The organism is Streptomyces sp. NPDC102406 (genome assembly GCF_044765725.1).
Lineage (GTDB): Bacteria > Actinomycetota > Actinomycetes > Streptomycetales > Streptomycetaceae > Streptomyces.
Genome location: NZ_JBIWKP010000001.1, coordinates 1,838,009 through 1,860,264, shown reverse-complemented (window position 1 = coordinate 1,860,264; position 22,256 = coordinate 1,838,009). Strand labels below are relative to the sequence as shown.

Annotated in this window: 23 protein-coding genes and 2 pseudogenes; 11 read left to right on the top strand and 14 right to left on the bottom strand. The window is 71.3% G+C overall.

Annotation, left to right across the window (positions count from 1 at the left end; translation table 11 throughout):
• Positions 1-432 precede the first annotated feature (432 nt).
• Complete coding sequence (locus ACIRF8_RS08585) at positions 433-1,074, bottom strand: DNA-3-methyladenine glycosylase (RefSeq protein ID WP_404212178.1); 642 nt, start codon at positions 1,072-1,074, stop codon at positions 433-435.
• Positions 1,075-1,220: 146 nt separating this feature from the next.
• On the opposite strand from ACIRF8_RS08585, the gene ACIRF8_RS08580 reads away from it, so the two are divergent.
• The 3 genes from ACIRF8_RS08580 to ACIRF8_RS08570 all read left to right on the top strand — a co-directional run bounded on the left by ACIRF8_RS08580 (position 1,221) and on the right by ACIRF8_RS08570 (position 3,327).
• On the top strand, positions 1,221-2,003 hold the full coding sequence (locus tag ACIRF8_RS08580) for a sporulation protein (protein ID WP_404212176.1): 783 nt from the start codon (positions 1,221-1,223) through the stop codon (positions 2,001-2,003).
• Positions 2,004-2,115: 112 nt separating this feature from the next.
• Complete coding sequence (locus tag ACIRF8_RS08575) at positions 2,116-2,658, top strand: YbhB/YbcL family Raf kinase inhibitor-like protein (RefSeq protein WP_404212174.1); 543 nt, start codon at positions 2,116-2,118, stop codon at positions 2,656-2,658.
• Between the two features lie 156 nt (positions 2,659-2,814).
• The gene (locus ACIRF8_RS08570) at positions 2,815-3,327 is read left to right on the top strand and encodes an HNH endonuclease (RefSeq protein WP_404212172.1); all 513 of its coding nucleotides are present in this window, start codon (positions 2,815-2,817) and stop codon (positions 3,325-3,327) included.
• A 76-nt stretch (positions 3,328-3,403) separates the two neighbouring features.
• Here ACIRF8_RS08570 and ACIRF8_RS08565 read toward each other — a convergent pair whose 3' ends face one another.
• The 3 genes from ACIRF8_RS08565 to ACIRF8_RS08555 form a co-directional block, all read right to left on the bottom strand.
• Positions 3,404-4,336, bottom strand: coding sequence for an SPFH domain-containing protein (locus ACIRF8_RS08565; RefSeq protein WP_404212170.1), 933 nt, complete (start codon positions 4,334-4,336; stop codon positions 3,404-3,406).
• Positions 4,337-4,462: 126 nt separating this feature from the next.
• Positions 4,463-4,894 (bottom strand): NfeD family protein, encoded by a 432-nt coding sequence (locus ACIRF8_RS08560; protein ID WP_404212168.1) that lies wholly within the window; start codon positions 4,892-4,894, stop codon positions 4,463-4,465.
• A 70-nt stretch (positions 4,895-4,964) separates the two neighbouring features.
• A complete protein-coding gene (locus ACIRF8_RS08555) occupies positions 4,965-5,762 on the bottom strand; it encodes an ABC transporter ATP-binding protein (protein WP_404212166.1) in 798 nt (265 codons plus the stop codon).
• Positions 5,763-5,931: 169 nt separating this feature from the next.
• Between ACIRF8_RS08555 and ACIRF8_RS08550 the strand changes: the two genes are divergently transcribed.
• Positions 5,932-6,714 (top strand): hypothetical protein, encoded by a 783-nt coding sequence (locus tag ACIRF8_RS08550; RefSeq protein ID WP_404212164.1) that lies wholly within the window; start codon positions 5,932-5,934, stop codon positions 6,712-6,714.
• A gap of 79 nt (positions 6,715-6,793) precedes the next feature.
• Here ACIRF8_RS08550 and ACIRF8_RS08545 read toward each other — a convergent pair whose 3' ends face one another.
• The 4 genes from ACIRF8_RS08545 to ACIRF8_RS08530 all read right to left on the bottom strand — a co-directional run bounded on the left by ACIRF8_RS08545 (position 6,794) and on the right by ACIRF8_RS08530 (position 9,486).
• Complete coding sequence (locus ACIRF8_RS08545; RefSeq protein WP_404212162.1) at positions 6,794-7,033, bottom strand: chaplin; 240 nt, start codon at positions 7,031-7,033, stop codon at positions 6,794-6,796.
• A gap of 176 nt (positions 7,034-7,209) precedes the next feature.
• The gene (chpE, locus tag ACIRF8_RS08540; RefSeq protein ID WP_404212160.1) at positions 7,210-7,455 is read right to left on the bottom strand and encodes a chaplin ChpE; all 246 of its coding nucleotides are present in this window, start codon (positions 7,453-7,455) and stop codon (positions 7,210-7,212) included.
• A 251-nt stretch (positions 7,456-7,706) separates the two neighbouring features.
• On the bottom strand, positions 7,707-8,348 hold the full coding sequence (locus ACIRF8_RS08535) for a response regulator (RefSeq protein WP_404212158.1): 642 nt from the start codon (positions 8,346-8,348) through the stop codon (positions 7,707-7,709).
• A complete protein-coding gene (locus ACIRF8_RS08530; RefSeq protein WP_404212156.1) occupies positions 8,341-9,486 on the bottom strand; it encodes a GAF domain-containing sensor histidine kinase in 1,146 nt (381 codons plus the stop codon). Before ACIRF8_RS08530 ends, ACIRF8_RS08535 begins: the two co-directional genes overlap by 8 nt.
• A 268-nt stretch (positions 9,487-9,754) precedes the next feature.
• Here ACIRF8_RS08530 and ACIRF8_RS08525 point away from each other — a divergent pair, with 268 nt between their 5' ends.
• The 4 genes and pseudogenes from ACIRF8_RS08525 to ACIRF8_RS08510 all read left to right on the top strand — a co-directional run bounded on the left by ACIRF8_RS08525 (position 9,755) and on the right by ACIRF8_RS08510 (position 12,584).
• Positions 9,755-9,961 carry a hypothetical protein gene (locus ACIRF8_RS08525; RefSeq protein ID WP_404212155.1) on the top strand — a complete coding sequence of 69 codons (207 nt, stop codon included), beginning with the start codon at positions 9,755-9,757 and terminating at the stop codon, positions 9,959-9,961.
• Positions 9,962-10,250: 289 nt separating this feature from the next.
• Positions 10,251-10,925, top strand: a pseudogene (locus ACIRF8_RS08520) (S-adenosylmethionine:tRNA ribosyltransferase-isomerase); the annotation flags it as partial.
• A gap of 11 nt (positions 10,926-10,936) precedes the next feature.
• Positions 10,937-11,486: pseudogene (locus ACIRF8_RS08515) on the top strand (S-adenosylmethionine:tRNA ribosyltransferase-isomerase); the annotation flags it as partial.
• Between the two features lie 318 nt (positions 11,487-11,804).
• Positions 11,805-12,584 (top strand): transglycosylase SLT domain-containing protein, encoded by a 780-nt coding sequence (locus tag ACIRF8_RS08510; protein ID WP_404212153.1) that lies wholly within the window; start codon positions 11,805-11,807, stop codon positions 12,582-12,584.
• A gap of 103 nt (positions 12,585-12,687) precedes the next feature.
• Here ACIRF8_RS08510 and ACIRF8_RS08505 read toward each other — a convergent pair whose 3' ends face one another.
• Positions 12,688-15,234, bottom strand: a complete 2,547-nt coding sequence (locus ACIRF8_RS08505; RefSeq protein WP_404212151.1) for an FHA domain-containing protein — start codon at positions 15,232-15,234, stop codon at positions 12,688-12,690.
• Between the two features lie 268 nt (positions 15,235-15,502).
• On the opposite strand from ACIRF8_RS08505, the gene ACIRF8_RS08500 reads away from it, so the two are divergent.
• Complete coding sequence (locus ACIRF8_RS08500) at positions 15,503-17,257, top strand: streptophobe family protein (RefSeq protein WP_404212149.1); 1,755 nt, start codon at positions 15,503-15,505, stop codon at positions 17,255-17,257.
• A gap of 93 nt (positions 17,258-17,350) precedes the next feature.
• A complete protein-coding gene (serB, locus tag ACIRF8_RS08495) occupies positions 17,351-18,604 on the top strand; it encodes a phosphoserine phosphatase SerB (RefSeq protein ID WP_404212147.1) in 1,254 nt (417 codons plus the stop codon).
• A gap of 68 nt (positions 18,605-18,672) precedes the next feature.
• Here the strand turns inward: serB and ACIRF8_RS08490 are convergent, their stop codons facing one another.
• From ACIRF8_RS08490 to ACIRF8_RS08475, 4 genes are all read right to left on the bottom strand, one after another.
• Positions 18,673-19,188, bottom strand: coding sequence for a SixA phosphatase family protein (locus ACIRF8_RS08490; protein ID WP_404212145.1), 516 nt, complete (start codon positions 19,186-19,188; stop codon positions 18,673-18,675).
• Positions 19,189-19,285: 97 nt separating this feature from the next.
• Positions 19,286-19,492, bottom strand: coding sequence for a hypothetical protein (locus ACIRF8_RS08485; protein ID WP_404212143.1), 207 nt, complete (start codon positions 19,490-19,492; stop codon positions 19,286-19,288).
• A 193-nt stretch (positions 19,493-19,685) separates the two neighbouring features.
• Positions 19,686-19,805: an SGM_5486 family transporter-associated protein gene (locus ACIRF8_RS08480; protein WP_404212141.1), complete on the bottom strand. Its 120-nt coding sequence runs from the start codon at positions 19,803-19,805 to the stop codon at positions 19,686-19,688.
• 29 nt (positions 19,806-19,834) lie between these two features.
• Positions 19,835-21,097, bottom strand: a complete 1,263-nt coding sequence (locus ACIRF8_RS08475; RefSeq protein WP_404212365.1) for a CynX/NimT family MFS transporter — start codon at positions 21,095-21,097, stop codon at positions 19,835-19,837.
• Between the two features lie 108 nt (positions 21,098-21,205).
• Here ACIRF8_RS08475 and ACIRF8_RS08470 point away from each other — a divergent pair, with 108 nt between their 5' ends.
• Positions 21,206-21,898, top strand: coding sequence for a FadR/GntR family transcriptional regulator (locus tag ACIRF8_RS08470; protein ID WP_404212139.1), 693 nt, complete (start codon positions 21,206-21,208; stop codon positions 21,896-21,898).
• Here the strand turns inward: ACIRF8_RS08470 and ACIRF8_RS08465 are convergent.
• Positions 21,876-22,241 carry a hypothetical protein gene (locus ACIRF8_RS08465; protein WP_404212137.1) on the bottom strand — a complete coding sequence of 122 codons (366 nt, stop codon included), beginning with the start codon at positions 22,239-22,241 and terminating at the stop codon, positions 21,876-21,878. The two genes, ACIRF8_RS08470 and ACIRF8_RS08465, sit on opposite strands and share 23 nt — an antisense overlap.
• Between the last annotated feature and the right edge of the window lie 15 nt (positions 22,242-22,256).

Genomic DNA, 22,256 nt, shown 5'->3' with positions numbered 1-22,256 from the left:
CCGACCTGACGGCCGGGACAGGGTTGTCAATCTGGCGTTGACTTTTGGCACGCTGTTGAGTTCTCAAGGAACGGACGCTTCCTTTGTACTCACCCACAGACACTGTCTGAGGCTTTCCTCCGGGCGCTTCCCTTCGTGTTTCCAACCTTACCAGATCCGTTTTCCGTTCCGTTTCCGGTTCGGAATTCATTTCCGGTGGCCGTTGGAGGGGCCTTTGCCTTCCGGCTGCCTTTCGGCGTATCCACTACGTTAGTCGATTTCCTCAGTAACTCATAATCGAGTTTCGCGAGTTCGAATTTCGGCATACGAGCACGCCGAAAAGGCCCCGCTGAGGGAGATCGTAGATAGTGGTTTGGCCGCTTCCGGTTGCTGGCTGAGCGCCATACCCGGGTCAAGCGGCTCGGGCCACATTACGGAACCCGCAAGACCGCGTCAAGTTCGGCGGCGGCGCGGGGTATGGGCGCGGTACGGGCTCACCGTCGGGTCGTCGGCGATCCAGAAGCGCCAGGGATGGACGCCGCCGTCGCCCGCGACTCCGGTACGAGGGCCGCTGCGTACCTGGTCAGCGGAGACCGGTGTGCCGTGCAGTACCGACACCGGGGAGCCCGCGGGTGCGCAGGCGTCCGTGCCGTCGAGAGCGCGGTCCACCCCCAGGGCCGTAGCGAGGCGCGCCGGGCCTTTGGCCAGTTCCTTGTCGTTACGGGCTGAAAGTCGACGTTTGCGGGCGAACTCGGCGCCCTCGGTGATCTCGCCGGCACGCAGGAGGACTCCGCCCGCCGTGCCCGCGGGGCCGCACACCAGGTTCATGCAGTGCCACATGCCGTAGGTGAAGTAGACGTACACATGTCCGGGCGGGCCGAACATCACGCTGTTGCGGGCGGTCTGTCCTCTATAGGCGTGGGAGCCGGGGTCGTTCGCACCGTCATAGGCCTCCACCTCGGTGAGACGCAGCTCGATCGGGCCGTCGTCGGTGAGGTGCACGAGCGTGCGTCCGAGGAGGTCGGGTGCCACGTCGAGGACAGGGCGGTCGAAGAACTTGCGGGTCAAGGGCGTACGGTCAGGGGCCGCGATCATGCCGTCCGAGGGTAACGGAACGGGCGGACCGAGCACGCGCGGAACCGGATGCCGGTGTACCGCGTTTGTAGTCAGCAGGGCCGGCCGGTCCGGTCGGCAGGTTCAGTCATCGCGGATCACGGTTCACCTACGGAGGAGATCGAGTCATGGGCTTCAAGCGACTGTTGGCAAGTCTGGGTGCGGGCGGGGCGTCCGTCGAGACGGTGCTCACCGAGGCCAATGTCGTGCCCGGTGGGGTCGTCCAGGGTGAGGTCCGTATCCAGGGCGGAGCCGTCGACCAGGAGATCGAGGGGTTGTCCGTCGGCCTCCAGGCGCGCGTCGAGGTCGAGGGCGGCGACCAGGAGACCAAGCAGGACATCGAGTTCACCAAGGTGCGGCTCGGCGGGGCCTTCCAGTTGCAGGCGAACGCGGTGCACGCGGTGCCCTTCGGGCTCGAGATCCCCTGGGAGACGCCGGTCACGACGATCGACGGGCAGCCGCTGCGCGGGATGAACATCGGCGTGACCACCGAGCTGGAGATCGCCCGCGCCGTGGACTCCGGCGACCTGGACCCCATCAGCGTGCATCCGCTGCCGTCGCAGCAGGCGATCCTGGACGCCTTCATCGGCCTCGGGTTCCGCTTCAAGAGCGCGGACATGGAGCGCGGGCACATCCGGGGCACGCGGCAGAAGCTGCCCTTCTACCAGGAGATCGAGTTCTTCCCGCCGCAGCAGTACCGGGGGCTCAACCAGGTGGAGCTCAGCTTCGTGGCCGACGACCGGGAGATGGACGTCGTCCTGGAGATGGACAAGAAGGCGGGCCTGTTCAGCGAGGGCAGTGACACGTTCCGGTCGTTCGTCGTCGGGCACCACGACTTCCAGGGCACCGACTGGTCGGCGTATCTGCACCAGTGGCTGTCGGAGGTCGGCAGCCGGAAGAACTGGTTCTAGGGTTTCAGGAGCGGACTCCGTAGAACCCGTGAGTCCGTAGAGACCGTGAGTCCGCGGAGTGCGTACAGAGGTGCACGTGACTCCGCGGAACCGTGAACCAGGAGGTGTCGTCGTGACCCAGCAGCCCGAGCGGGCGCCGTTGCCGCATGACTTTCATCCGCAGGTGCCGTCGTTCACCGTCGTGAGCGAGGATTTCGAACCGGGTGGGGTGCTCGACGACGCTCAGGTCCAGGCAGCCGGGAACACCTCGCCGCATCTGCGGTGGGAGGGGTTCCCCGCCGGGACCAAGAGCTTCGCCGTGTCGTGCTTCGACCCGGACGCGCCGACGGGCAGCGGGTTCTGGCACTGGTCCGTCTTCGACATCCCCGTCTCCGTGACCGAGCTGCCCACGGGCGCCGGCAGCGGCACGTTCGCGGGGCTTCCCGACGGTGCGGTGCAGGTGCGCAACGACTACGGGACGAAGGACTTCGGCGGTGCGGCGCCGCCGCCCGGTGACCCCGCGCACCGCTACGTCTTCACGGTGTACGCGGTGGACCAGGAGAAGCTCGGGGTCGACTCCGACGCGTCGCCTGCCGTCGTCGGGTTCAACCTGCGGTTCCACACGCTCGCGCGGGCGCAGGTCGTCGCCGAGTACGCGGCTCCCGCGGAGAGTTAGCGCGAGAGTCGCCGTTCACCGAACGTTTGCCCGCCTCTGGTCTTGGAAGTGATCAGGGGCGGGCATTTTTTATTGCGTTGTCCATCTCGGCGGGCGCGGCCAGAGTTGGCGCACGGACGCCGAGGGGTGATCCGTTGCGTACGGGAGGTGGGCAGGGTGCGGGACACATTGGTGCTGAACGCGAGCTTCGAGCCGCTCTCGACGGTGACACTGAACCGAGCCGTCGTGCTGGTGCTTCAGGACAAGGCCGTCGTCGAGCAGGCCCACCCCGAACTGCGTATGCGCGGAGCGGCCCTCGACATGCCGGTGCCGCGGGTGATCAGGCTCTGCCGATACGTGCGGGTGCCGTTCCGAAGACGGGCGCCGTGGTCCAGGCGGGGCGTGCTCGTCCGGGACGGGCACCGGTGCGCGTACTGCGGGCGGCGGGCGACGACCGTGGACCACGTGGTGCCGCGGTCCCAGGGTGGCGCGGACTCCTGGCTGAACACGGTGGCGTCCTGCGCCGAGGACAATCACCGCAAAGCGAACCGGACGCCGGAGCAGGCCGGTATGCCGCTGCTGCGGCAGCCGTTCGAGCCGACGCCCGCCGACGCGATGCTGCTGTCGCTGGGTACCGACGGGCGTGCGGGGTTGCCGGCGTGGCTCGGGCAGCAGGAGATCGCGGCGTAGACGGCGGGCCCGCCCAGCGAAACGGAACGGGCCGCCGACCCAGAGGAAGGTCGGCGGCCCGTCCGCTGTGTTCGCGCTAGTCGATGGGGGGCTGTTCCCGGCGCTCCTTCGACGGCGCGGCCGGGCCGCCCGCCATCGGGCCGAAGTTGCCCATGGCGCCGCTCAGACCCTTGAGGGCGTCGCCGATCTCGCTGGGGACGATCCAGAGCTTGTTGGCGTCGCCCTCGGCGATCTTCGGCAGCATCTGGAGGTACTGGTAGGCGAGGAGCTTCTGGTCCGCGTCACCGGCGTGGATGGACTCGAAGACCGTACGGATGGCCTGCGCCTCGCCTTCCGCGCGCAGGGCCGCCGCCTTGGCCTCACCCTCGGCCCGCAGGATCGCGGACTGCTTCTCGCCCTCGGCCGTGAGGATCTGCGACTGGCGGATACCTTCCGCGGTGAGGATCGCGGCGCGCTTGTCACGGTCGGCGCGCATCTGCTTCTCCATCGAGTCCTGGATGGAGGTGGGCGGCTCGATCGCCTTGAGCTCGACGCGGTTGACGCGGATGCCCCACTTGCCGGTGGCCTCGTCGAGGACGCCGCGCAGTGCCGCGTTGATCTCCTCGCGGGAGGTCAGGGTCCGCTCCAGGTCCATGCCACCGATGATGTTGCGCAGGGTCGTCACCGTGAGCTGCTCGATGGCCTGGATGTAGCTGGCCACCTCGTAGGTGGCCGCCCTGGCGTCGGTCACCTGGTAGTAGATGACGGTGTCGATGTTGACGACGAGGTTGTCCTGGGTGATCACCGGCTGCGGCGGGAACGGTACGACCTGTTCGCGCAGGTCGATGCGGTTGCGGATGGAGTCGATGAAGGGGACGACGATGTTCAGGCCCGCGTTCAGGGTGCGGGTGTACCGGCCGAAGCGCTCCACGATGGCCGCGCTCGCCTGGGGGATGACTTGGATGGTCTTGATCAGGGCGATGAAGACCAACACCACCAGAATGATCAGGACGATGATGATCGCTGACATCGCGTCTCCTGTGCCCTTCGTACCGTTGTCCTTCCGGCGCCGTCGCGTCGGAAGATCATGAGATCGTGCTGGTCGAGTCTGTCAGAACCGCCCATCTCGCGGGGCGAGTTCAGGTCACCCGTGGGCTCAGATGACGATCGCCGTGGCTCCTTCGATGTCGACCACGTCGACCTGGCGGCCCGGCTCGTACGCCGCGTCGCCGTCGAGGGTGCGGGCCGACCAGATCTCGCCGCCGAGTTTGATCCGGCCGCCGCTCCCGTCGACGCGCTCGACCACGACGGCCTGTCTGCCCTTCAGGGCCTCGATCCCCGTGGCCAGTTCGGGTTGTTGGGCGCGGTGGCGTGCGGCGATGGGTCGTACGACGGCGATCAACGCGCAGGAGACGACGGCGAAGACCAGGACCTGGAGGATGACTCCGCCGCCGAGGCCCGCCGTCACGGCGCCGGCGACGGCGCCCACGGACAGCATGCCCAGTTCGGGCATGGCGGTGATGACGAGGGGAATTCCGAGCGCGGCCGCCCCGATCAGCCACCACACCCATGCATCGATGTCTGCCACATGGTCATGGTAGATCCGCGGACGGCCGTGCGGACAGGGGACGATCGGCCCGCACGGCCGGGCGAAAGCGTCAGCTCAGGGGGAGGCCGGTGGCCGTCCAGCGGTCGCCGCGCTGCTCGACGACGAGCGGGAGGCCGAAGCAGTGGGAGAGGTTGCGGGAGGTGAGCTCCAGCTCCAGGGGGCCCGCGGCGAGGACCTTGCCCTGGCGGATCATCAGGACGTGCGTGAAGCCCGGGGCGATCTCCTCGACATGGTGCGTGACCATGATCATGGAGGGAGCGATCGGGTCGCGGGCGAGGCGGCCGAGACGGCGTACGAGGTCCTCGCGGCCGCCGAGGTCGAGGCCGGCGGCGGGCTCGTCCAGGAGGAGCAGTTCGGGGTCGGTCATGAGGGCGCGGGCGATCAGGGTGCGCTTGCGCTCGCCCTCGGAGAGGGTGCCGAACTTGCGCTCCAGGTACTCGCTCATGCCGAGGCGGTCGAGGAAGGCGCGGGCGCGCTGCTCGTCGATGTCCTCGTAACTCTCCTGCCAGCCGGCCGTCATGCCGTACGCGGCGGTGAGCACGGTCTGGAGGACGGTCTGGCGCTTGGGCAACTTGTCGGCGAGGGCGATGCCGGCGATGCCGATGCGCGGGCGCAGTTCGAAGACGTCCGTGCCGGGCCTGCCGAGGGTCTCGCCGAGGATGGTGGCGGTGCCACTGCTCGGGAAGAGGTAGCTCGAGGCGATGTTCAGGAGGGTGGTCTTGCCGGCGCCGTTGGGGCCGAGGATGACCCAGCGCTCCCCCTCCTTCACCGACCAGGAGACCTGGTCCACCAGAGCCCGGCCCTCGCGGACCACGGATACGTCCTCCAGCTCCAGCACATCGCTCATGAGCGCGTTGTCTCCCATTGCAGTCTCGGCCGTCTCGCGTGCGTCCGTAGAGGTTCGGCTTGTTCGGCACTGGACGCAGCCCCCAGAGGGAAAACCTACGCCACTGGTCCGGTGGTCCATTCCATCGGCCGGGGTTTTGGCGTCGGCCGCGGCTTCTATCGTGGGGTTCATGCTCTCGGAACCACGCTCTGGACGTCTCGCAGCTTGGGGCAATGCCCTTATTGCCGGTCTTGTCGCACCTGACGACGCGGTACTCGCGATCGTCGGCGAGGACGCGGTGCACCGCGTCGAGGGGATTCCCGGGGAGGCGGGCCCCGTCGGTCTGACGCTCGCGCTCGGGCGGTTGCGGGCGCTCGGGGTCGGCGGGCTGCGGGTCGCGCTGCCCGCGCCGGGGCATCCGCTGGGGCTGAGCGGGCCGCCGGAGTTCAACACGCGGGCCGTCGACGCCGAGGAGGCCGTCGTCTGTGTCGGGGCGGCGCTCGGGCTGATCCCCGAGGTGTACGAGGCGGGTCCGGAGGGCGACGTCCATGTCCAGGTGCTGTGGCACTGCCTGCCAGTGCGGGAGGCGCCCCCGGCCGATGTGCCGTCGCTGGGTGAGGCCGAGCGGGAGCTGGCGGAGGCGCTGCGGGAGGCCACCGACGTGTTGACGCGGCTGGACGTGGCGGGCTCGGGGCCGGTGGCGGAGGCCGCCGTCGACGCGTACCGCGCCAGGGCCGAGCGGGGCCGTGAGGCGTTGGCGCCCGGGTATCCGCCGCGGGCGGTGCGGGTGCTGGAGCTGGCGCAGCGGGTGGGGGCGCTGATCGATGTGGCGTACGAGAGCGGGCACGGCGGGGCCGTGAGCGCCTCGGAGATGGGGGCGCGGGCGGTGGCGCTCAGGCCGGTGGAGCGGACGGCCCGGCGGGCCCAGGTCGCCGCGTACAACGCGTTCGTGGAGGAGCGGCAGCGGGAGTGAGGCCGACCGGTCGGTCACGCGTCGGAGCCCCGCGGACGGTTGTCCGCGGGGCTCCGGTGTGTCTGGTCGGCTGAGGCCGTCAGTCGTTCGCCGCGGGGTTGCCGAAGGCCGGGTTCAGCACGCCGATGACGTTGATCGAGTCGCCCACGACGTTGACCGGGATGTGGACCGGCACCTGCGCCTGGTTGCCCGAGATGACGCCCGGGGACCCGACGGCCGCACCCTCGGCGCCGGCGTCGGCGACGGCGGCACCGGCCGAGGCGCCCGCGGCGATACCGGCGACGGCGACGGCCAGAGCGGCCTTCTTGGCGATGTTCATGAGAAGTGTTCCTCCAGATGGTGCGTTTCGGCCCCAATGGCGAGCCGCACGGTGAGCAACGGCCCGGGCCGCGGGAGGGAACGGGACGGCGCCGCGATACGCCCGATCGGATCACGCGGGACGGCCCCCCGGGGCGTACCCGAGGGGCCGGTGGTCCTGGGGACCCCGCGCTCGGGTCAGCGGTTGACGCCGAGGTTGCCGAAGGCCGGGTTCAGCACGCCGATGACGTTCACGCTGTTGCCCACGGCGTTGACCGGGACGTGGATCGGGGCCTGGATCAGGTTGCCCGAGCCGACGCCCGGCGAGTGCACGGCCTTGCCGTCCGCGTGCGCACCGTCAGTGGCGGAGGCGAGACCGGCACCGGCGGCGACCAGGCCGCCGGCGACGAGGGTGACAGCCGCGGCCTTCTTCAGGTTCTTCACTGGGAAATCCTCCTTGCGATCGCCGCGGCCAGCCGCCGCGGCACGCACTGGAGAACGCGCCGGGGTCCGGCGGGATACGCCGGACGGGGGACATCTACACGACAGTATGAATCTCTCACCGGAAGGGAACCGATCCCGCCGGGGTGGCATAGCAGGAGGACGTAACGGGAGGCATAGCAGGAGGACGTAACGGGAGGCATAGCGGGAGGGCGTAGCGGCAGGGCATAGCGGGGAGGCACAGAGCGCCTGCTTCAGCCCGCGGCGCCGTGGCGTACGGCCCACAGGGCGGCCTGGGTGCGGTCCGCCAGGTCGAGCTTCATCAGGATGTTCGACACGTGGGTCTTCACGGTCTTCTCGGAGAGGACGAGGGCGCGGGCGATCTCCCGGTTCGACCGGCCGTCGGCGATCAGGCCGAGGACCTCGCGCTCCCGTTCGGTGAGGGAGCCGCCCCTCCCATGTCCGCCGTTCGCCTCTTCCTGCGACAGCAGGGCGTCCGCCACCTCGGGCTGGAGGAGGATGTGGCCGGCGTGGACGGAGCGGATGGCGCCGGCCAGCGCGTCGGGGTCGACGTCCTTGTACACGTAGCCGGCGGCTCCGGCGCGCAGGGCCGGTACCACGGTGCGCTGCTCGGTGAAGCTGGTCACGATCAGTACGCGCGCGGGGTTGTCCAGTTCGCGGAGCTTGCGCAGTGCTTCGACGCCGTCCATGCCCGGCATCTTGACGTCCATGAGGACGATGTCGGGGTGCAGTTCCTCGGCGCGGGCGACCCCTTCGGCGCCGTCCGCCGCCTCGCCGACGACCTCGATGTCGTCCTGGACCTCGAGAAACGTACGCAGGCCCCGGCGGACGACCTGGTGGTCGTCGACCAGGAGCACCTTGATGGGGTCAGCCACCGGGCACCTCCATGTCGATCGTGGTGCCCTTGCCGGGCTCCGATTCCACTGTGAGCCGGCCGCCCACGCCGCCGGCCCGGTCGCGCATGGAGACCAGGCCGAGGTGTCGTCCCGCGCGGCGGATCGCCTGCGGGTCGAAGCCGCTGCCGTCGTCGGTGACGCGGAGCGCGACGCCCGCGCCCCGCTTGTCGACGGTCACGTGGACGTGCTCCGCGCCGGAGTGGCGCAGCGCGTTGTGCAGTGCCTCCTGGGCGACGCGCAGCATCGCCTCCTCCTGTGCGGCGGGCAGGGCTCTGATGCCGCCGGTGGCGAAGGTGACGTGGGCGGTGTGGGCGCGGTCGAGGACCTGGATGTGCGTCCGGAGCGTGGCGACGAGGCCGTCCTCGTCGAGGGCGGCGGGGCGCAGCTCGACGACGGCCGCGCGCAGTTCCTCGGTGGCTTGCGCGGCGAGCTCGACGACGTGCCGCAGCTCGCCCTTCGCGCGCGTGGGGTCGCGGTCCATGAGCGTGGCGGCGGCCTGGGCGGTCAGGCGCAGGGAGAACAGTTTCTGGCTGACGGCGTCGTGGAGTTCGTGGGCGAGCCGGGAGCGCTCCTCGGCGATGGTGAGTTCGCGGCTGCGCTCGTAGAGCCGCGCGTTGGTCAGGGCGATGGCGGCGTGCTGGGCGAGGATCTGGAGCAGTTCCTCGTCGTCCTGGGTGAAGCCGCAGCCGTCTTGCGGCTTCGGGCATCGCTTGTTCGCGAGGAAGAGCGCGCCGATCGTCTCGTCGCCGTCCTTGACGGGCAGGCCGAGGAAGTCGGACATGTCGGGGTGGGCGGACGGCCAGCCCTCGAAGCGGGGGTCCTGGCGGACGTCGGCGAGGCGCTCCGTCCGGGCTTCGCGCAGCATGGCGGCCAGGATGCCGTGCTGGCGCGGCAGGGGGCCGATGGCCTTCCATTGCGCGTCGCTGACGCCGTCGACGACGAACTGGGCGAAGCCGCCGTGGTCGTCGGGGACCCCGAGCGCCGCGTATTCGGCGTCGAGCAGTTCGCGCGCCGAGGCGACGATCGTCTTGAGGACGTCGCGGACCTCCAGGTGTCTGCTCATGGCCAGCAGCGCGGCGCTCACCGCGGCCAGTCCCGTCCGTGGGCCGTGACTCATGGGCTCACCGTACCGGCGGGGTGTGACGGTGCGTATCCGGCCTGCGGCGGCTGCTTCCTAGGGCTGTGGGCGTAGGTCGAAGGACCTTCGGTGGTGGGGCTCGCGGACGAAGTGCCCAGGGCTGCCGCGTCGGCCGGGCGGGGTTGGGCTGGTCTCTGGTCCTGGACGCGCGGTCGGTGCCGCCGCAGGAGCGGGTCTGCGCCGCTCTGCGGGAGCGGGGTGCGGTGGTGGGGGCGCCGACGGGGGGTGTCGCCGACGGGGGCACGGGGTGGAACTGGCGTCGGTGGCCTGGGAGCTCGGCGGTCTCGATCTGCTGGTGAACAACGCGGGGGTGCTGGGCGCGGCGCCGCTCGCGCCGTTGGAGCACCATCCGCTGAACGACTTCCGGGCAGCCTTCGAGGTCGATGTGGTGGGTCGCTGGGGCTGCTCCAGGAGGCGCTGCCGTCGTTGCGGGAGTCACGCGCGGGGGCGGTGATCAACATGAGTTCGGACACGGCGTCGGAGGCGTACCGCACGTGAGGTGGTCACTGGGCGACGAAGGCGGCTCTGGACGAGGTGTCGGCGGTGCTCGCGGTGGAGGAGCCGGGGTTGCGGGTGCGGGCGGTGGATCCGGGCGGGATGCGCAGGGACATGCCGGCGGCGGAGCCGCAGGAGGCTCTGACGGGGACGCCGCACCCCGATGAGGTGGTGCCCGCCTTCCTGCGTCTGCTGGAGGAGCGGACCCCGAGCGGCCGGTACGCGGCGCGTTCCTTGCTGGGGACGCGATGACGCTCGCGGTGCGGGTGCCCGACGAGCGGTCGGCGCGGGTGTCGGCGGAGGAGCGGGGCCCCGGCCGGGGCCGGTCACCACCCGTGCGCCTTCTGGTGTCGCGCGCGACACGTGTGGTCCATCGCCGGTTCGCCGAGTTGCCGGACGTGTTGCGGGCCGGGGACCTCCTGGTGGTGAACACCTCGCCCACGTCGGCGGCGGCGGACGGTGTGCTCGGGCACGCGCGCGTGGTCGTGCATGTCTCGTCGCGGGGCGATGCCGGGCGCTGGGCGGTGGAGCTGCGGGATCCGGACGGGCGGGGCACGACGCGCCCGCGCACGGGTGGGCCCGCGGACACGGCGGTGTCGCTCCCGGGCGGCGTGAGGACGGTGTGTGAGGAGCCGGTAGCCGCGGGTGCGGGGCGCTTCGGCGGCACGAGCGGGCGATCCGTTACGCCTACACGGAGCGGGACCAGCCGCTGTCGGCATGCCAGACCGTGTTCGCGCTGTCGTACGCGGACGGGGCGGCCAGAGCCGAGATGCCGAGTGCTGCGCGGCCGTGCACAGAGCGGATGGTGGCGCGCCTCGTGAGCCGGGGGTGCGGTTCGCGCCGATCACGCTGCATACGGGGGGGCGCCCGCGGAGGCGCACGAGCCTCCTTACCCGGAGCGGTTCGAGGTCCCCGAGGCGGCGCGGGCCGGGCGGACCAGCCGCTGTCGGCTTACCAGACCGTGTTCGCGCTGTCGTACGCGGACGGGGCGGGCAGAGCCCAGATGCGCGAGTGCTGCGCGGCCGTGCACAGAGCGGACGGTGGCGCGCCTGGTGAGCCGGGGGTGCGGTTCGCGCCGACCACGCTGCATACGGGGGGGCGCCCGCGGAGGCGCACCAGCCTCCTTACCCAGAGCGGTTCGAAGTGCCCGAGGCGGCGCGGGCCGGGGGCGGGCGGGTCGTCGCGGTCGGGACGGCCGCTGTGCGGGCCGTGGCGTCGGCGGTGGGCGGCGCGGGGCCGGATCGGGCTCGTGGTGACGCCGGAGCGCAGGGGCGGGCGGTGGACGGTCTGCCGACCGGGTTGCACGAGCCGGCGGCGTCGCATTTGTCGATGCCGAAAAGGCGGTCGCGGGAGGTGCCGCGGTGGCTCGCGCGTATGAGCAAGCGGTGCGGGGGCTCTACCTGTGGCACGAGTTCGGCGACGTGCGCCTCATCCTTCGGGAGGAGGGGCATCACAGTGCGCGTTGCAATGGCAACCCGGCGTGAGATCCGCCGAGCCGCTGTGTGACGCCGCGCATAGGGTGCACGTCACGTACGAAGGGCCCTAGTGGCGGGGCGGGGACGAAAGTCCCGAGGTTGCGTAGGGGCTGGGAGTCGCAGGCGGGCTCCTGGCCCCTTTTCCGCAGGCCGGTCCCACTACCCGGCTTCGTACGTCACACCTTTGCCACGGAATTTTGCGGCCGCTAAGAATGGCCCCCGTCGCTCAACGCCGTTCGGTCTACCCACGGCGTTCGTGTCCCAAACACAGCTCGGCCGGTCCGGTCGGTGAGCGGCGCCCCGTTCTGCGAGAGGTCCCCGTCTCCCATGTCCAAGTACTCCTTTCCCGGCCATAGTCAGCTCACCCGCGTCCACCGCGTCTCGATGGCCGGTGTCGCGGCTCTCGGTGCCGCCGCCCTCGCGGTGACGCTGGTGCCGGGCCAGGACACGCAGGCACAGGCCCAGAGCGAGACGGTCTCCTCCGCCCCCGTCGCCTTCACGACGAACGCGGGCGCGCAGCAGATCAAGGACGTGCGGGCGAGCGTCACGGACCAGCAGGCCAACGCTTCGCTGAAGGCCGAGGAGGCCGCCGCGAAGATCAAGGCGCAGCGGGCCGCCGAGGCGAAGAAGAAGGCCGACGCCGAGGCGAAGGCGAAGACGGACGCCGAGGCCAGGGCGAAGGCCGACGCGGCCGCGAAGGCGAAGGCCGAGGCCGACGCCGAGGCACGCAAGGAGCGCGAGGCCCGGGAGGCCGCCTCCCGCGCCGCCGCCCGTACGCCGGTCTACGCGAACAACCTGGACGGCTGGATCAAGCAGTCCCTCGACATCATGAGGGCCAAGGGCATCCCCGGCTCCTACGACGGGCTGTACCGCAACATCATGCGCGAGTCGACGGGCAACCCGAACGCCATGAACGGCTGGGACATCAACGCCCAGAACGGCACGCCCTCGATCGGCCTGCTCCAGGTCATCCAGCCGACGTTCGACGCGTACCACGTCGACGGCACGTCGACGAACATCTACGACCCGGTCGCCAACATCACGGCCGCCGCGAACTACGCGGCCGCCACGTACGGCTCGATCGACAACGTGGACAGCGCGTACTGAGACGCATTGACGGGACCTCTGGGTCCGGAACACGCTGCCCCCCACGTCACAGAAGGGCGGCACCCCGTGCGGGGTGCCGCCCTTCTGTGACGTACGGCCGTGCCTACTTGCGCATGACCTCGGGTTCGTGGCGGCGCAGCAGGCGCGCGACCGCGAAGCCGCAGATCACGCCGAGCGCGATCAGGATGGCGAGGTTGATGCCCCACTGAGTGACCGAGTGCTCCCAGAGCGGGTCGAGGTCGTTGGGCTTCTTCGGGTCCCACGGCGGCATGAGGTGGGACAGGTCGAGCGTGGCCCCGGCCGCGCCGATCGCCCAGCGCGACGGCATCAGCCAGGCGAACTGCTCCAGGCCGATCGATCCGTAGATCTGGAAGAGGACGCCGGTGAAGACGACCTGGACGATGGCGAACATGACGAGCAGCGGCATCGTCTTCTCGGAGGTCTTCACCAGCGAGGAGATCACCAGGCCGAACATCATCGAGGTGAAGCCGAGGGCGATGATCGAGACGCAGAGCTCGATCGCCGGTGGCATCAGCAGGCCCTCCTCCGGCAGGTCACGCGGGAGGAAGCCGATGGCGCAGATGATGACGCCCTGGATGGCCGTGATGACGCCGAGGACGATGACCTTGGACATCAGGTACGCGGAACGGGAGAGGCCGGTGGCGCGCTCCCGCTCGTAGATGACCCGCTCCTTGATCAGCTCACGGACCGAGTTGGCCGCGGCGGAGAAGCACATGCCGACGGCGATGATCAGCATGATGGTGCCCGCGTCGCCGTTGAATTTGGACGGCGGCTTGGGCGGGGCGAGGCCGAAGTCGGCCGGGATGACCACGGAGACGACGCCCAGGACGGCGGGCAGGATCACCATGAGGCCCATGAAGCCCTTGTCGGAGGCGATCACCGACACGTAGCGGCGGATCAGGGTGACGAGCTGGGCGGCCCACGGCTGCGGTTTGGGCGGCTTGATCGCGGCGGGGGGCGGCATCTGTATCGACTGCGCGGCCACGGCGTCGATGTCGGCCGCGTACATCTGGTAGTGCTGCGAGCCCTTCCAGCGGCCCGCCCAGTCGTAGTCGCGGTAGTTCTCGAACGCCGAGAAGACGTCGGCCCAGGTCTCGTAGCCGAAGAAGTTGAGGGCTTCCTCGGGCGGGCCGAAGTACGCCACGGAGCCGCCGGGCGCCATGACGAGCAGCTTGTCGCAGATCGCCAGCTCGGCGACCGAGTGGGTGACGACGAGGACGGTGCGGCCGTCGTCGGCGAGGCCGCGCAGGAGCTGCATGACGTCGCGGTCCATGCCGGGGTCGAGGCCGGAGGTCGGCTCGTCCAGGAAGATCAGCGACGGCTTGGTCAGCAGCTCCAGGGCGACGGAGACGCGCTTGCGCTGGCCACCGGAGAGGGAGGTGACCTTCTTCTCCTTGTGGATGTCGAGCTTCAGCTCGCGCAGCACCTCGTCGATGCGCTGCTGGCGCTCCTGCTCGCTGGTGTCCGCGGGGAAGCGGAGCTTGGCGGCGTACTTGAGCGCCTTCTTGACGGTCAGCTCCTTGTGCAGGATGTCGTCCTGCGGGACCAGACCGATGCGCTGGCGCAACTCGGCGAACTGCTTGTACAGGTTCCGGTTGTCGTAGAGGACGTCACCCTGGTTGGCGGGGCGGTAGCCCGTGAGCGCCTTCAGGAGCGTCGACTTGCCGGAGCCGGACGGGCCGATGACGGCGATCAGCGACTTCTCCGGGACGCCGAAGGAGACGTCCTTGAGGATCTGCTTGCCGCCGTCGACGGTGACCGTCAAGTGCCGCGCGGAGAAGGAGACTTCACCGGTGTCGACGAACTCCTCGAGGCGGTCGCCGACGAGGCGGAACGTGGAGTGGCCGACGCCGACGATGTCGTTCGGGCCGAGCAGGGCGGAGCCGCCCTTGGCGATCGGCTGGCCGTTGACGTACGTGCCGTTGTGCGAGCCGAGGTCGCGGATCTCGAAGCGGCCGTCGGGCGTCGCGTGGAACTCGGCGTGCAGGCGCGAGACCTGGAGGTCCGAGACGACCAGTTCGTTCTCCAGGGCGCGGCCGATGCGCATGACGCGGCCGAGCGAGAACTGGTGGAACGTGGTCGGGCTGCGGTCGCCGTAGACGGGCGGAGCCCCCGCGACACCGCCGGGTCCCTGCTGGTTCGGCACCTGCTGGGCCGCGGGCTGCTGCGGCCACGCCTGCTGGGGCTGCCGCTGTTGCTGAGGCATCTGCGGCTGCTGCGGCGCCTGCTGCTGCCAGCCGGGCGCGGCGCCCTGCGGATGCTGCTGCGGTGGCTGCTGCGTCAGCCCCGCGGCCTGCTGCTGCGCCTGGTGCGGCGAGGCCACGGCGGCGGCCTGGGCGCTGCCCTGCGCGTTCACGCGCGGGCCGTCGGCCGAGTTGCCCAGGTACACCGACGAGCCCGGGCCGATCTCCGTCCGGTGGATGCGCCGACCCTGCACGAAGGTGCCGTTGGTCGAGCCGTGGTCCTCGATGACCCAGCTACGCCCGTCCCAACTGATCGTGGCGTGCCGCCAGGAGACCCTGGCGTCGTCGAGCACGACGTCTCCCCCCGGATCACGTCCGAGGGTGTATGGCCTGGACGGGTCGAGCGTCCAGGTCCTGCCATTCAGTTCCAATACGAGTTCAGGCACTCCATGCCCCACTGAGTTGTCCCCCGAAGTTGTGCCCCGTCATGGGGAGTCTAGGGATGTCGAACATCGTCAGGAACTATTTCAGGAACGCCCCCGTGACCGAAAGTCGGGCCTTGCGTCGGAGGTGGTGAAGAGTCTCGGGTCGCTTCGGCGCCCGCGCCGTTGACGTGGCAGATACGGGCCCGGAGAGTGGTAAGCGCCCGCAACCCCTACGGATCATGCGCAAAGGGGATATCAGGGGTGAGGCGGTACGGATCGGGGGGTCCTGATGGAGACCGGCCATGACACGACTCGGCGCGGCAGCGTCCCCGTCGGCGATGTGCTGCTTTCGGCCATTGCCGCGGTGAGCTGGGCTTTCATCGGAATGGCGGGGGTCGCGGCGCTCGGGCTGCATCTGCTGGAGGCGGATTCGGCGGGGTCGCTCGGGCCGATGACCGCCGCCGTGGTGGCGATCGGTGTCGGCGGGCGCGTGACCCCGTCGGGCGATGTGTCGGCGTTCGGTCTGGACGGCGCGCAGGCGCACACCGCCATCGATGTCGCGCCCCTGGGCGTGGGCCTGGTGGGCGCGCTCCTGATGAGCTGGTTCTTCCTACGCTCCTTGCGGGCACGGGGACTTGGGATCGGCGCGGGGGAACTGGTGGTGCGCGCGGGGGCCGTGGTGGTGCTGTTCGTGGCACTGCTGGGCGGCCTCGCATGGGCGGGTCACGACCTCATCACGATTGACGGGTCGAACCTGGGGCTGAACGACATTCCGGGCGCCGGGGACCTGCCGGGCGGTCTGGAGGACAAGCTTCCCGGCGGCATCGGGGGGCTGCTCCCCGACCGGCTCGGCGACCTCGCGGACGCGAAGGCGTCCGTCGGCTTCACCGTGCAGACGGGGGCGACGCTGCTGGGCGGCGCGGCCTACGCGACCGGGGTGCTGCTCATCGCGCTGCTCGCGTCGCGGCGCACTGCCCTGCCGCGCGTTCTCGCGCCGGTGCACCGGGTGGTGCGCCCCGCCGCGTCGGCGCTCGTGACCGTGCTGCTGGTGACGGTCCTCGCGGGCCTGGCCGCGGCCGGGTACGCGATGGTCGGCGACGACCACCCGAAGCGGATCGCGGGCGCCGCGCTGCTCGGCGCGCCCAACGGGGCGTGGCTCGCGGTGCCGCTCGGCCTGTTCGTGCCCTGGGACGGCAAGGCGACGGGTGCGCTCACGAAGGTGCTTCCCGACCCGCTCGACGATCTGCTCAAGGCCTCCTCCGACCAGCCCCTGACGCTGGGCAGGCTGGCCGAACTCGACGGCCGGGTATGGCTGTTGGCCGTCGCGACGGCCCTGATGATGGTGTTCGCCGGGGTCCTGACGGCGGTCAGGACCCCGCTGACCCCGGGGCAGGGAGCGGTGGGGTTCGCGGGCCGTTGCGCCCTGCGGCTCGGTGTCGTGACGGCGCTCGCGCTGCCGCTCCTGGTGTGGCTGACGGACGTCTCGGCGGACGCGTCCCTGTCGGTGCTCGGCTTCGACGGGTTCGGCGCGAGCATCGATGTGCACGGGAACGCGGGGATGGCGCTGCTCCTGGGCGCCGCGTGGGGGGCGGGGGCCGGGGCGCTCGGGGCGCTTCTCGCGCGCGCGAGCGGGGCCGCGGGCGGGCGGGTGGCCGCGCCGGCCGCAGCGCCGGGCGAGGCGGCCCCTGCCCTGGAGGCGTCGTCCGCATCGGCGGGACCGTACCGGGCGAGCAGTCCGTACCGCCCGTCGAACGCCGACACGAACCCCTACCTGAGGCCGTACGACGCCCAGGCGTACGAGGCGCGGCCCTACGGCGAGGATCCGTACGGCCGGGAGACGCGGGATCCGTACGGCGGGGAGCCGCGCGGGCCGCGGACCCGTCCGCGGGGCCCGGGCGGCGATCGGCCCCACCACGACGGCACGAGCGGCGCCCCCACGGTCGCGGGCCCGCTGCATCCCGAGCCGCCGCCCCCGCCGCCACCGCCACCGCCCGCCACCGGCCGGGCACCGAAGCGGCGCCGGGGGGACCGGGACGGGCGCTGAGCGCGGGCCGCCCGAGGCGGTCGGGCCGGGGCCTGTCCGGTACGCGGACCGGGGCCGCGCAACCGCACACAAGCCCGATAACGTAGGGGCATCATGAGCGCTCCGCAGCCCCAGCAACCCGCTGATGCCCCGAACGTCGACGGACACCTGCCCGTGCCGGCCGACGTCCCGACCCTCCTGGTCAAGATATTCGGCAAGGACCGGCCCGGCCTCACCGCCGGGCTCTTCGACACCCTTGCCGCCTACTCCGTCGACGTCGTCGACATCGAGCAGGTCGTCACACGCGGCCGTATCGTCCTGTGCGCCCTGGTGACCCAGCCCGCGCCCGGTCTCGAGGGCGAGCTGCGGGCCACCGTCCACAGTTGGGCGGAGTCCGTCCGGATGCAGGCCGAGATCATCTCGGGCATCGGCGACAACCGGCCGCGCGGTGTGGGCCGGTCGCTCGCGACCGTGCTCGGGCACCCGCTCACCGCCGAGTCGACCGCAGCGATCGCCGCGACCATCACCGGGACCGGCGGCAACATCGACCGCATCTTCCGTCTGGCCAAGTACCCCGTCACGGCGGTCGAGTTCGCGGTGTCGGGCACCGAGACGGAGACGCTGCGCACGGCGCTGGCCACCGAGGGCGCGAAGCTGGGCGTGGACATCGCCGTCGTCGCGGCCGGTCTGCACCGCAGGGCACAGCGGCTCGTCGTGATGGACGTCGACTCGACGCTCATCCAGGACGAGGTGATCGAGCTGTTCGCGGCGCACGCGGGCTGCGAGGACGAGGTCGCCGGGGTGACGGCGGCGGCGATGCGCGGGGAGCTGGACTTCGAACAGTCGCTGCACGCGCGCGTGGCGCTGCTCGCCGGGCTCGACGCGTCGGTGGTGGAGAAGGTCAGGAGCGAGGTGCGGCTCACGCCGGGCGCCCGCACGCTGATCCGTACGCTCAAGCGGCTCGGCTACCAGGTGGGCGTCGTCTCGGGCGGGTTCACGCAGGTGACGGACGACCTGCGGGAGCGGCTCGGGCTGGACTTCGCGCAGGCCAACACCCTGGAGATCGTCGACGGCAAGCTGACCGGCAAGGTCACCGGCGAGATCGTGGACCGCGCGGGCAAGGCGCGGCTCCTTCGGCGGTTCGCCGCGGAGGCCGGGGTCCCGCTCGCCCAGACCGTGGCGATCGGCGACGGCGCCAACGATCTGGACATGCTGAACGCGGCCGGGCTCGGTGTCGCGTTCAACGCCAAGCCGGTGGTCCGCGAGGCCGCGCACACGGCGGTGAACGTGCCGTTCCTCGACACCGTCCTGTATCTGCTCGGCGTCACGCGGGAAGAGGTCGAGGCGGCCGACGCCCAGGAGTCCTGACACCACGATCACGTGGGCGGGCCCGGCACCGAAGCACGGTGCCGGGCCCGCTGTGCGCGTACGGGGTGTCAGGCGTTCGGCGACCAGTAGTCCAGCAGCGTGGCCGTGCCCGGCTCCAGCGACTTCCAGGAGCCGGTGAAGGACAGCACGGCGAACGCGGCGGTGGAGAACCCGGAGCGCAGCCGCTCGGCCGCGCCCGGGTCGGCCTCGCCGGTCAGCACCTCGGTGACCCCTTGCACGCCGGGGTTGTGGCCGATGAGGACGGCGTTCCTGACGTCGTCCTGCGTCTCGTTCAGCACGGCGATCAGCTCGCCGGGGGACGCCTCGTAGATCCGCTCCTCGTAGACGGTCCTCGGCCGCTCCGGCAGTTCGTGGACCGCCAGTTTCCATGTCTCACGGGTGCGCACGGCGGTCGAGCAGAGGGCCAGGTCGAGGGCGATGCCGGAGTCGGCCAGCTTGCGGCCGGCGGCCGGGGCGTCCAGGCGTCCGCGCTCGGCGAGCGGACGCTCGTGATCGGGCACCTGAGGCCAGTCCGCCTTGGCGTGCCGGAAAAGGACGATCCTGCGGGGTTCTGCGACGCTCATGCGTTCCAGCTTCGCATGAAAACGGGCACGAGGCGCAGGGAGTTGACGGGCTCGCCCGCGCGAGTGAACGCGGGCCGGGAGGCTTGCGGGACGCCCCTCAGCCGAGCACCAGTTCCTTCACGCGGGTCACGAGGTGGGCGAGGGTCGGGTCGCCCGCCGCGGCCTGGGCGTCGGCCGGGTTGAGGATCAGCAGCAGGAGCGCCACGAAGGCGACGGCGGGCAGCGCGACGGCCCACCAGGGCAGCCGGACGGAGGCGCCGCCCGCGGCTGCCGGGTGGGTCCGGGGGTGCGTGGGGGCCGACATGGCTTCCTCCGTGGTCCGTCGTCCTCGTCCGGTGCGCCGACTCTCCCGGCGACACTTCGACGGTACGGACCCGGGGGCTGCCGCCCCATCCGGTGATCCACCCAGTTCACCCTGACACTGGCCCCCTAGGGGATGGTGGAGTTAACCCCACCTTCGCGCCCGGTGCGGGGCGGCCGGTGTCAGGGACAGGTTCTCAGGGGGAGGCGATCGTCGCGATGACGGCCACGACCACGGTGATGGCCAGCATCGCGCCGAGTACGAGCAGGAGTTTCTTCTGGCCGTTCTGGGGGTTCGGTTCGAGCACAGGCGACATGCGGCAAGTGTCGCACCTGTCCCCGGCGCTCAGGACGCCGGGGCGCCCGTGGCGGCCTCGTCCTCGACGGTGCGGTTGCGGCCCGCGAGGACACCGACCACGATCTGCGGCACCATCAGCGCGGCCATGAGCGCGATCGGCACGCCCCAGCCGCCGCTGTGCTGGTACAGGACGCCGACGAGCAGCGGCCCGGGAATGGAGATCAGGTAGCCGGTGGACTGCGCGAACGCGGACAGCTTGGCGACACCGGCGCCGGTGCGGGCGCGCATCCCGACCATCGTCAGGGCCAGCGGGAAGGCGCAGTTGGAGATGCCGAGCAGGATCGCCCAGGCCCAGGCGCCGGAGGAGGGCGCGAAGTACAGACCGGCGTAGCCGGCGAGGCCGCAGGCGCCGAGGACGACCACGATCGGGCCCTGGCTGGGCAGCCGGGCGGCGACGCGGGGGATGACGAAGGCGAGCGGGACGCCCATGGCCATGGTGACGGCGAGCAGCACCCCGGCGGTCGACGCGGAGACCCCGGCGTCGCGGAAGATCTGCGCCATCCATCCCATCGTGATGTACGCGGCCGTGGCCTGGAGCCCGAAGAAGACGGCGAGCGCCCACGCGGTGCGGCTGCGGGTGATCCGCAACCCGTCGTCGGCGCCGGCGGCCGACCGGGCCGGTTCGGCGGGGCCCGCGCCCTTGACGCGGACGAGCGGGATCCAGGGGAGGACGGCGGCGACGGCGAGCGCGGCCCAGACGGCGAGCCCGGACTGCCAGTCGCCGCCGAGCGCGTCGGTCATCGGCACGGTCGCGGCGGCGGCGAGGGACGTGCCGAGTGCGAGGGCCATCGAGTACAGGCCGGTCATGGAGCCGACGCGGTCGGGGAACCAGCGCTTGACGATGACCGGCATCAGCACGTTGCTGACGGCGATGCCCATGAGGGCGAGGGCACTGGCGGCCAGGAAGCCGACGGTGCCACCGGTGTACGGGCGGATGATCAGGCCCGCGGCGATCGCGGCCATGCCGGCGCAGACGACCGCGCTCGCGCCGAAGCGCCGGGCGAGCCGGGGCGCCATCACGCCGAAGACGGCGAAGCACAGCGGGGGCACGGAGGTGAGCAGTCCGGCGAGGCTGCCGCTCATGCCGAGCCCGTCGCGGACCTCTTCGAGGAGGGCGCCGAGGCTGGTGATCGCGGGCCGCAGGTTCAGTGCGGCGAGGACGATGCCGACGGTCACCAGACGGACGGCCCACGCGCGCGGGGCGGCACTTTTCTCGTCGGGTATCGGGGTGCGGGCGGTCGGCGGTGCCATCGTCGGGGTCGGTGTTTCCTCGCTAGCCATGACCCCATCTTAGAATCATGGGATGATTGGCTGTCCAATCGATTCGCGTCATGTACGAGCCAGGACGAAGGAACGCCGATGCCCCTGACCTCCCCCCGGCGCTCGGCCCTGTCCGAGCAGGTCATCTCCGCCCTGCGCGCCCAGATCTCCTCGGGCGAGTGGCCGGTGGGCTCCCGTATCCCGACCGAGCCCGAGCTCGTCGAGCAGCTCGGCGTCGCCCGCAACACGGTGCGCGAGGCCGTGCGCGCCCTCGCGCACAACGGGCTGCTCGACATCCGGCAGGGCTCGGGTACGTACGTCGTGGCGACCAGCGAGCTGGCGGGGGTGATGCAGCGGCGGTTCGCCGACGCCGACCCGCGGCACATCGCCGAGCTGCGCGCCACGCTGGAGTCGAGCGCGGCGCGACTGGCGGCGGAGCGGCGCACCGAACGGGATCTGAAGCAGCTCGACGCGCTGCACCTGCGCCGCGAGGAGGCGTGGGGGTCCGGCGACACGGAGGCGTTCGTGACAGCGGACGCGACGTTCCACATGGCCGTGGTCGCCGCGTCGCACAACGACGTGATGACGGCGATGTACGCGGACCTCGGGGAGGTGCTGCGGGACTGGCTGCGGGAGGACGTGGGCGAGCGGCTCAGCGCCGAGAACCACATGGACCACACGCGTCTGGTCGACGCGATCCGGGAGCAGGACGCGGAGGCCGCCGCGGCCGAGGCGGCGTCCTACCCGTTCCTGTGCCGCCCGGGCCGGCTCACGCCGTCCGGTGATGACTGACCCAGGCGGTCCGTACGTTCTTCCAGCACCGTCCCTCCAGCCGCACGGTCTCGGCGGGGCCCACCTCGACGGGGGCGGTGTCGGTGTCGATGTCCCACCAGGGGTCGCACTCGATGTGCAGGGCGACCTCGTCGACCGCCGGGTACGGGTTGTGGCAGACGGCGCTCGCCGCCGTCCCCCCGGCGACGCGGACCCGGCACCCGGCTCCGAAGGGGTCGCGTTCCGCGTCGCCCACGCGCGCGGGGGCGCGGTCCGCGGCGGGCTGGGACGCCGCGTCGCAGGGCAGCGCCACGAGCAGCGTCAGGGCGGTGAGGGCCGGGGCTATGCGGCGGGGCAGGCGCACGAAAGGGACCTCCTC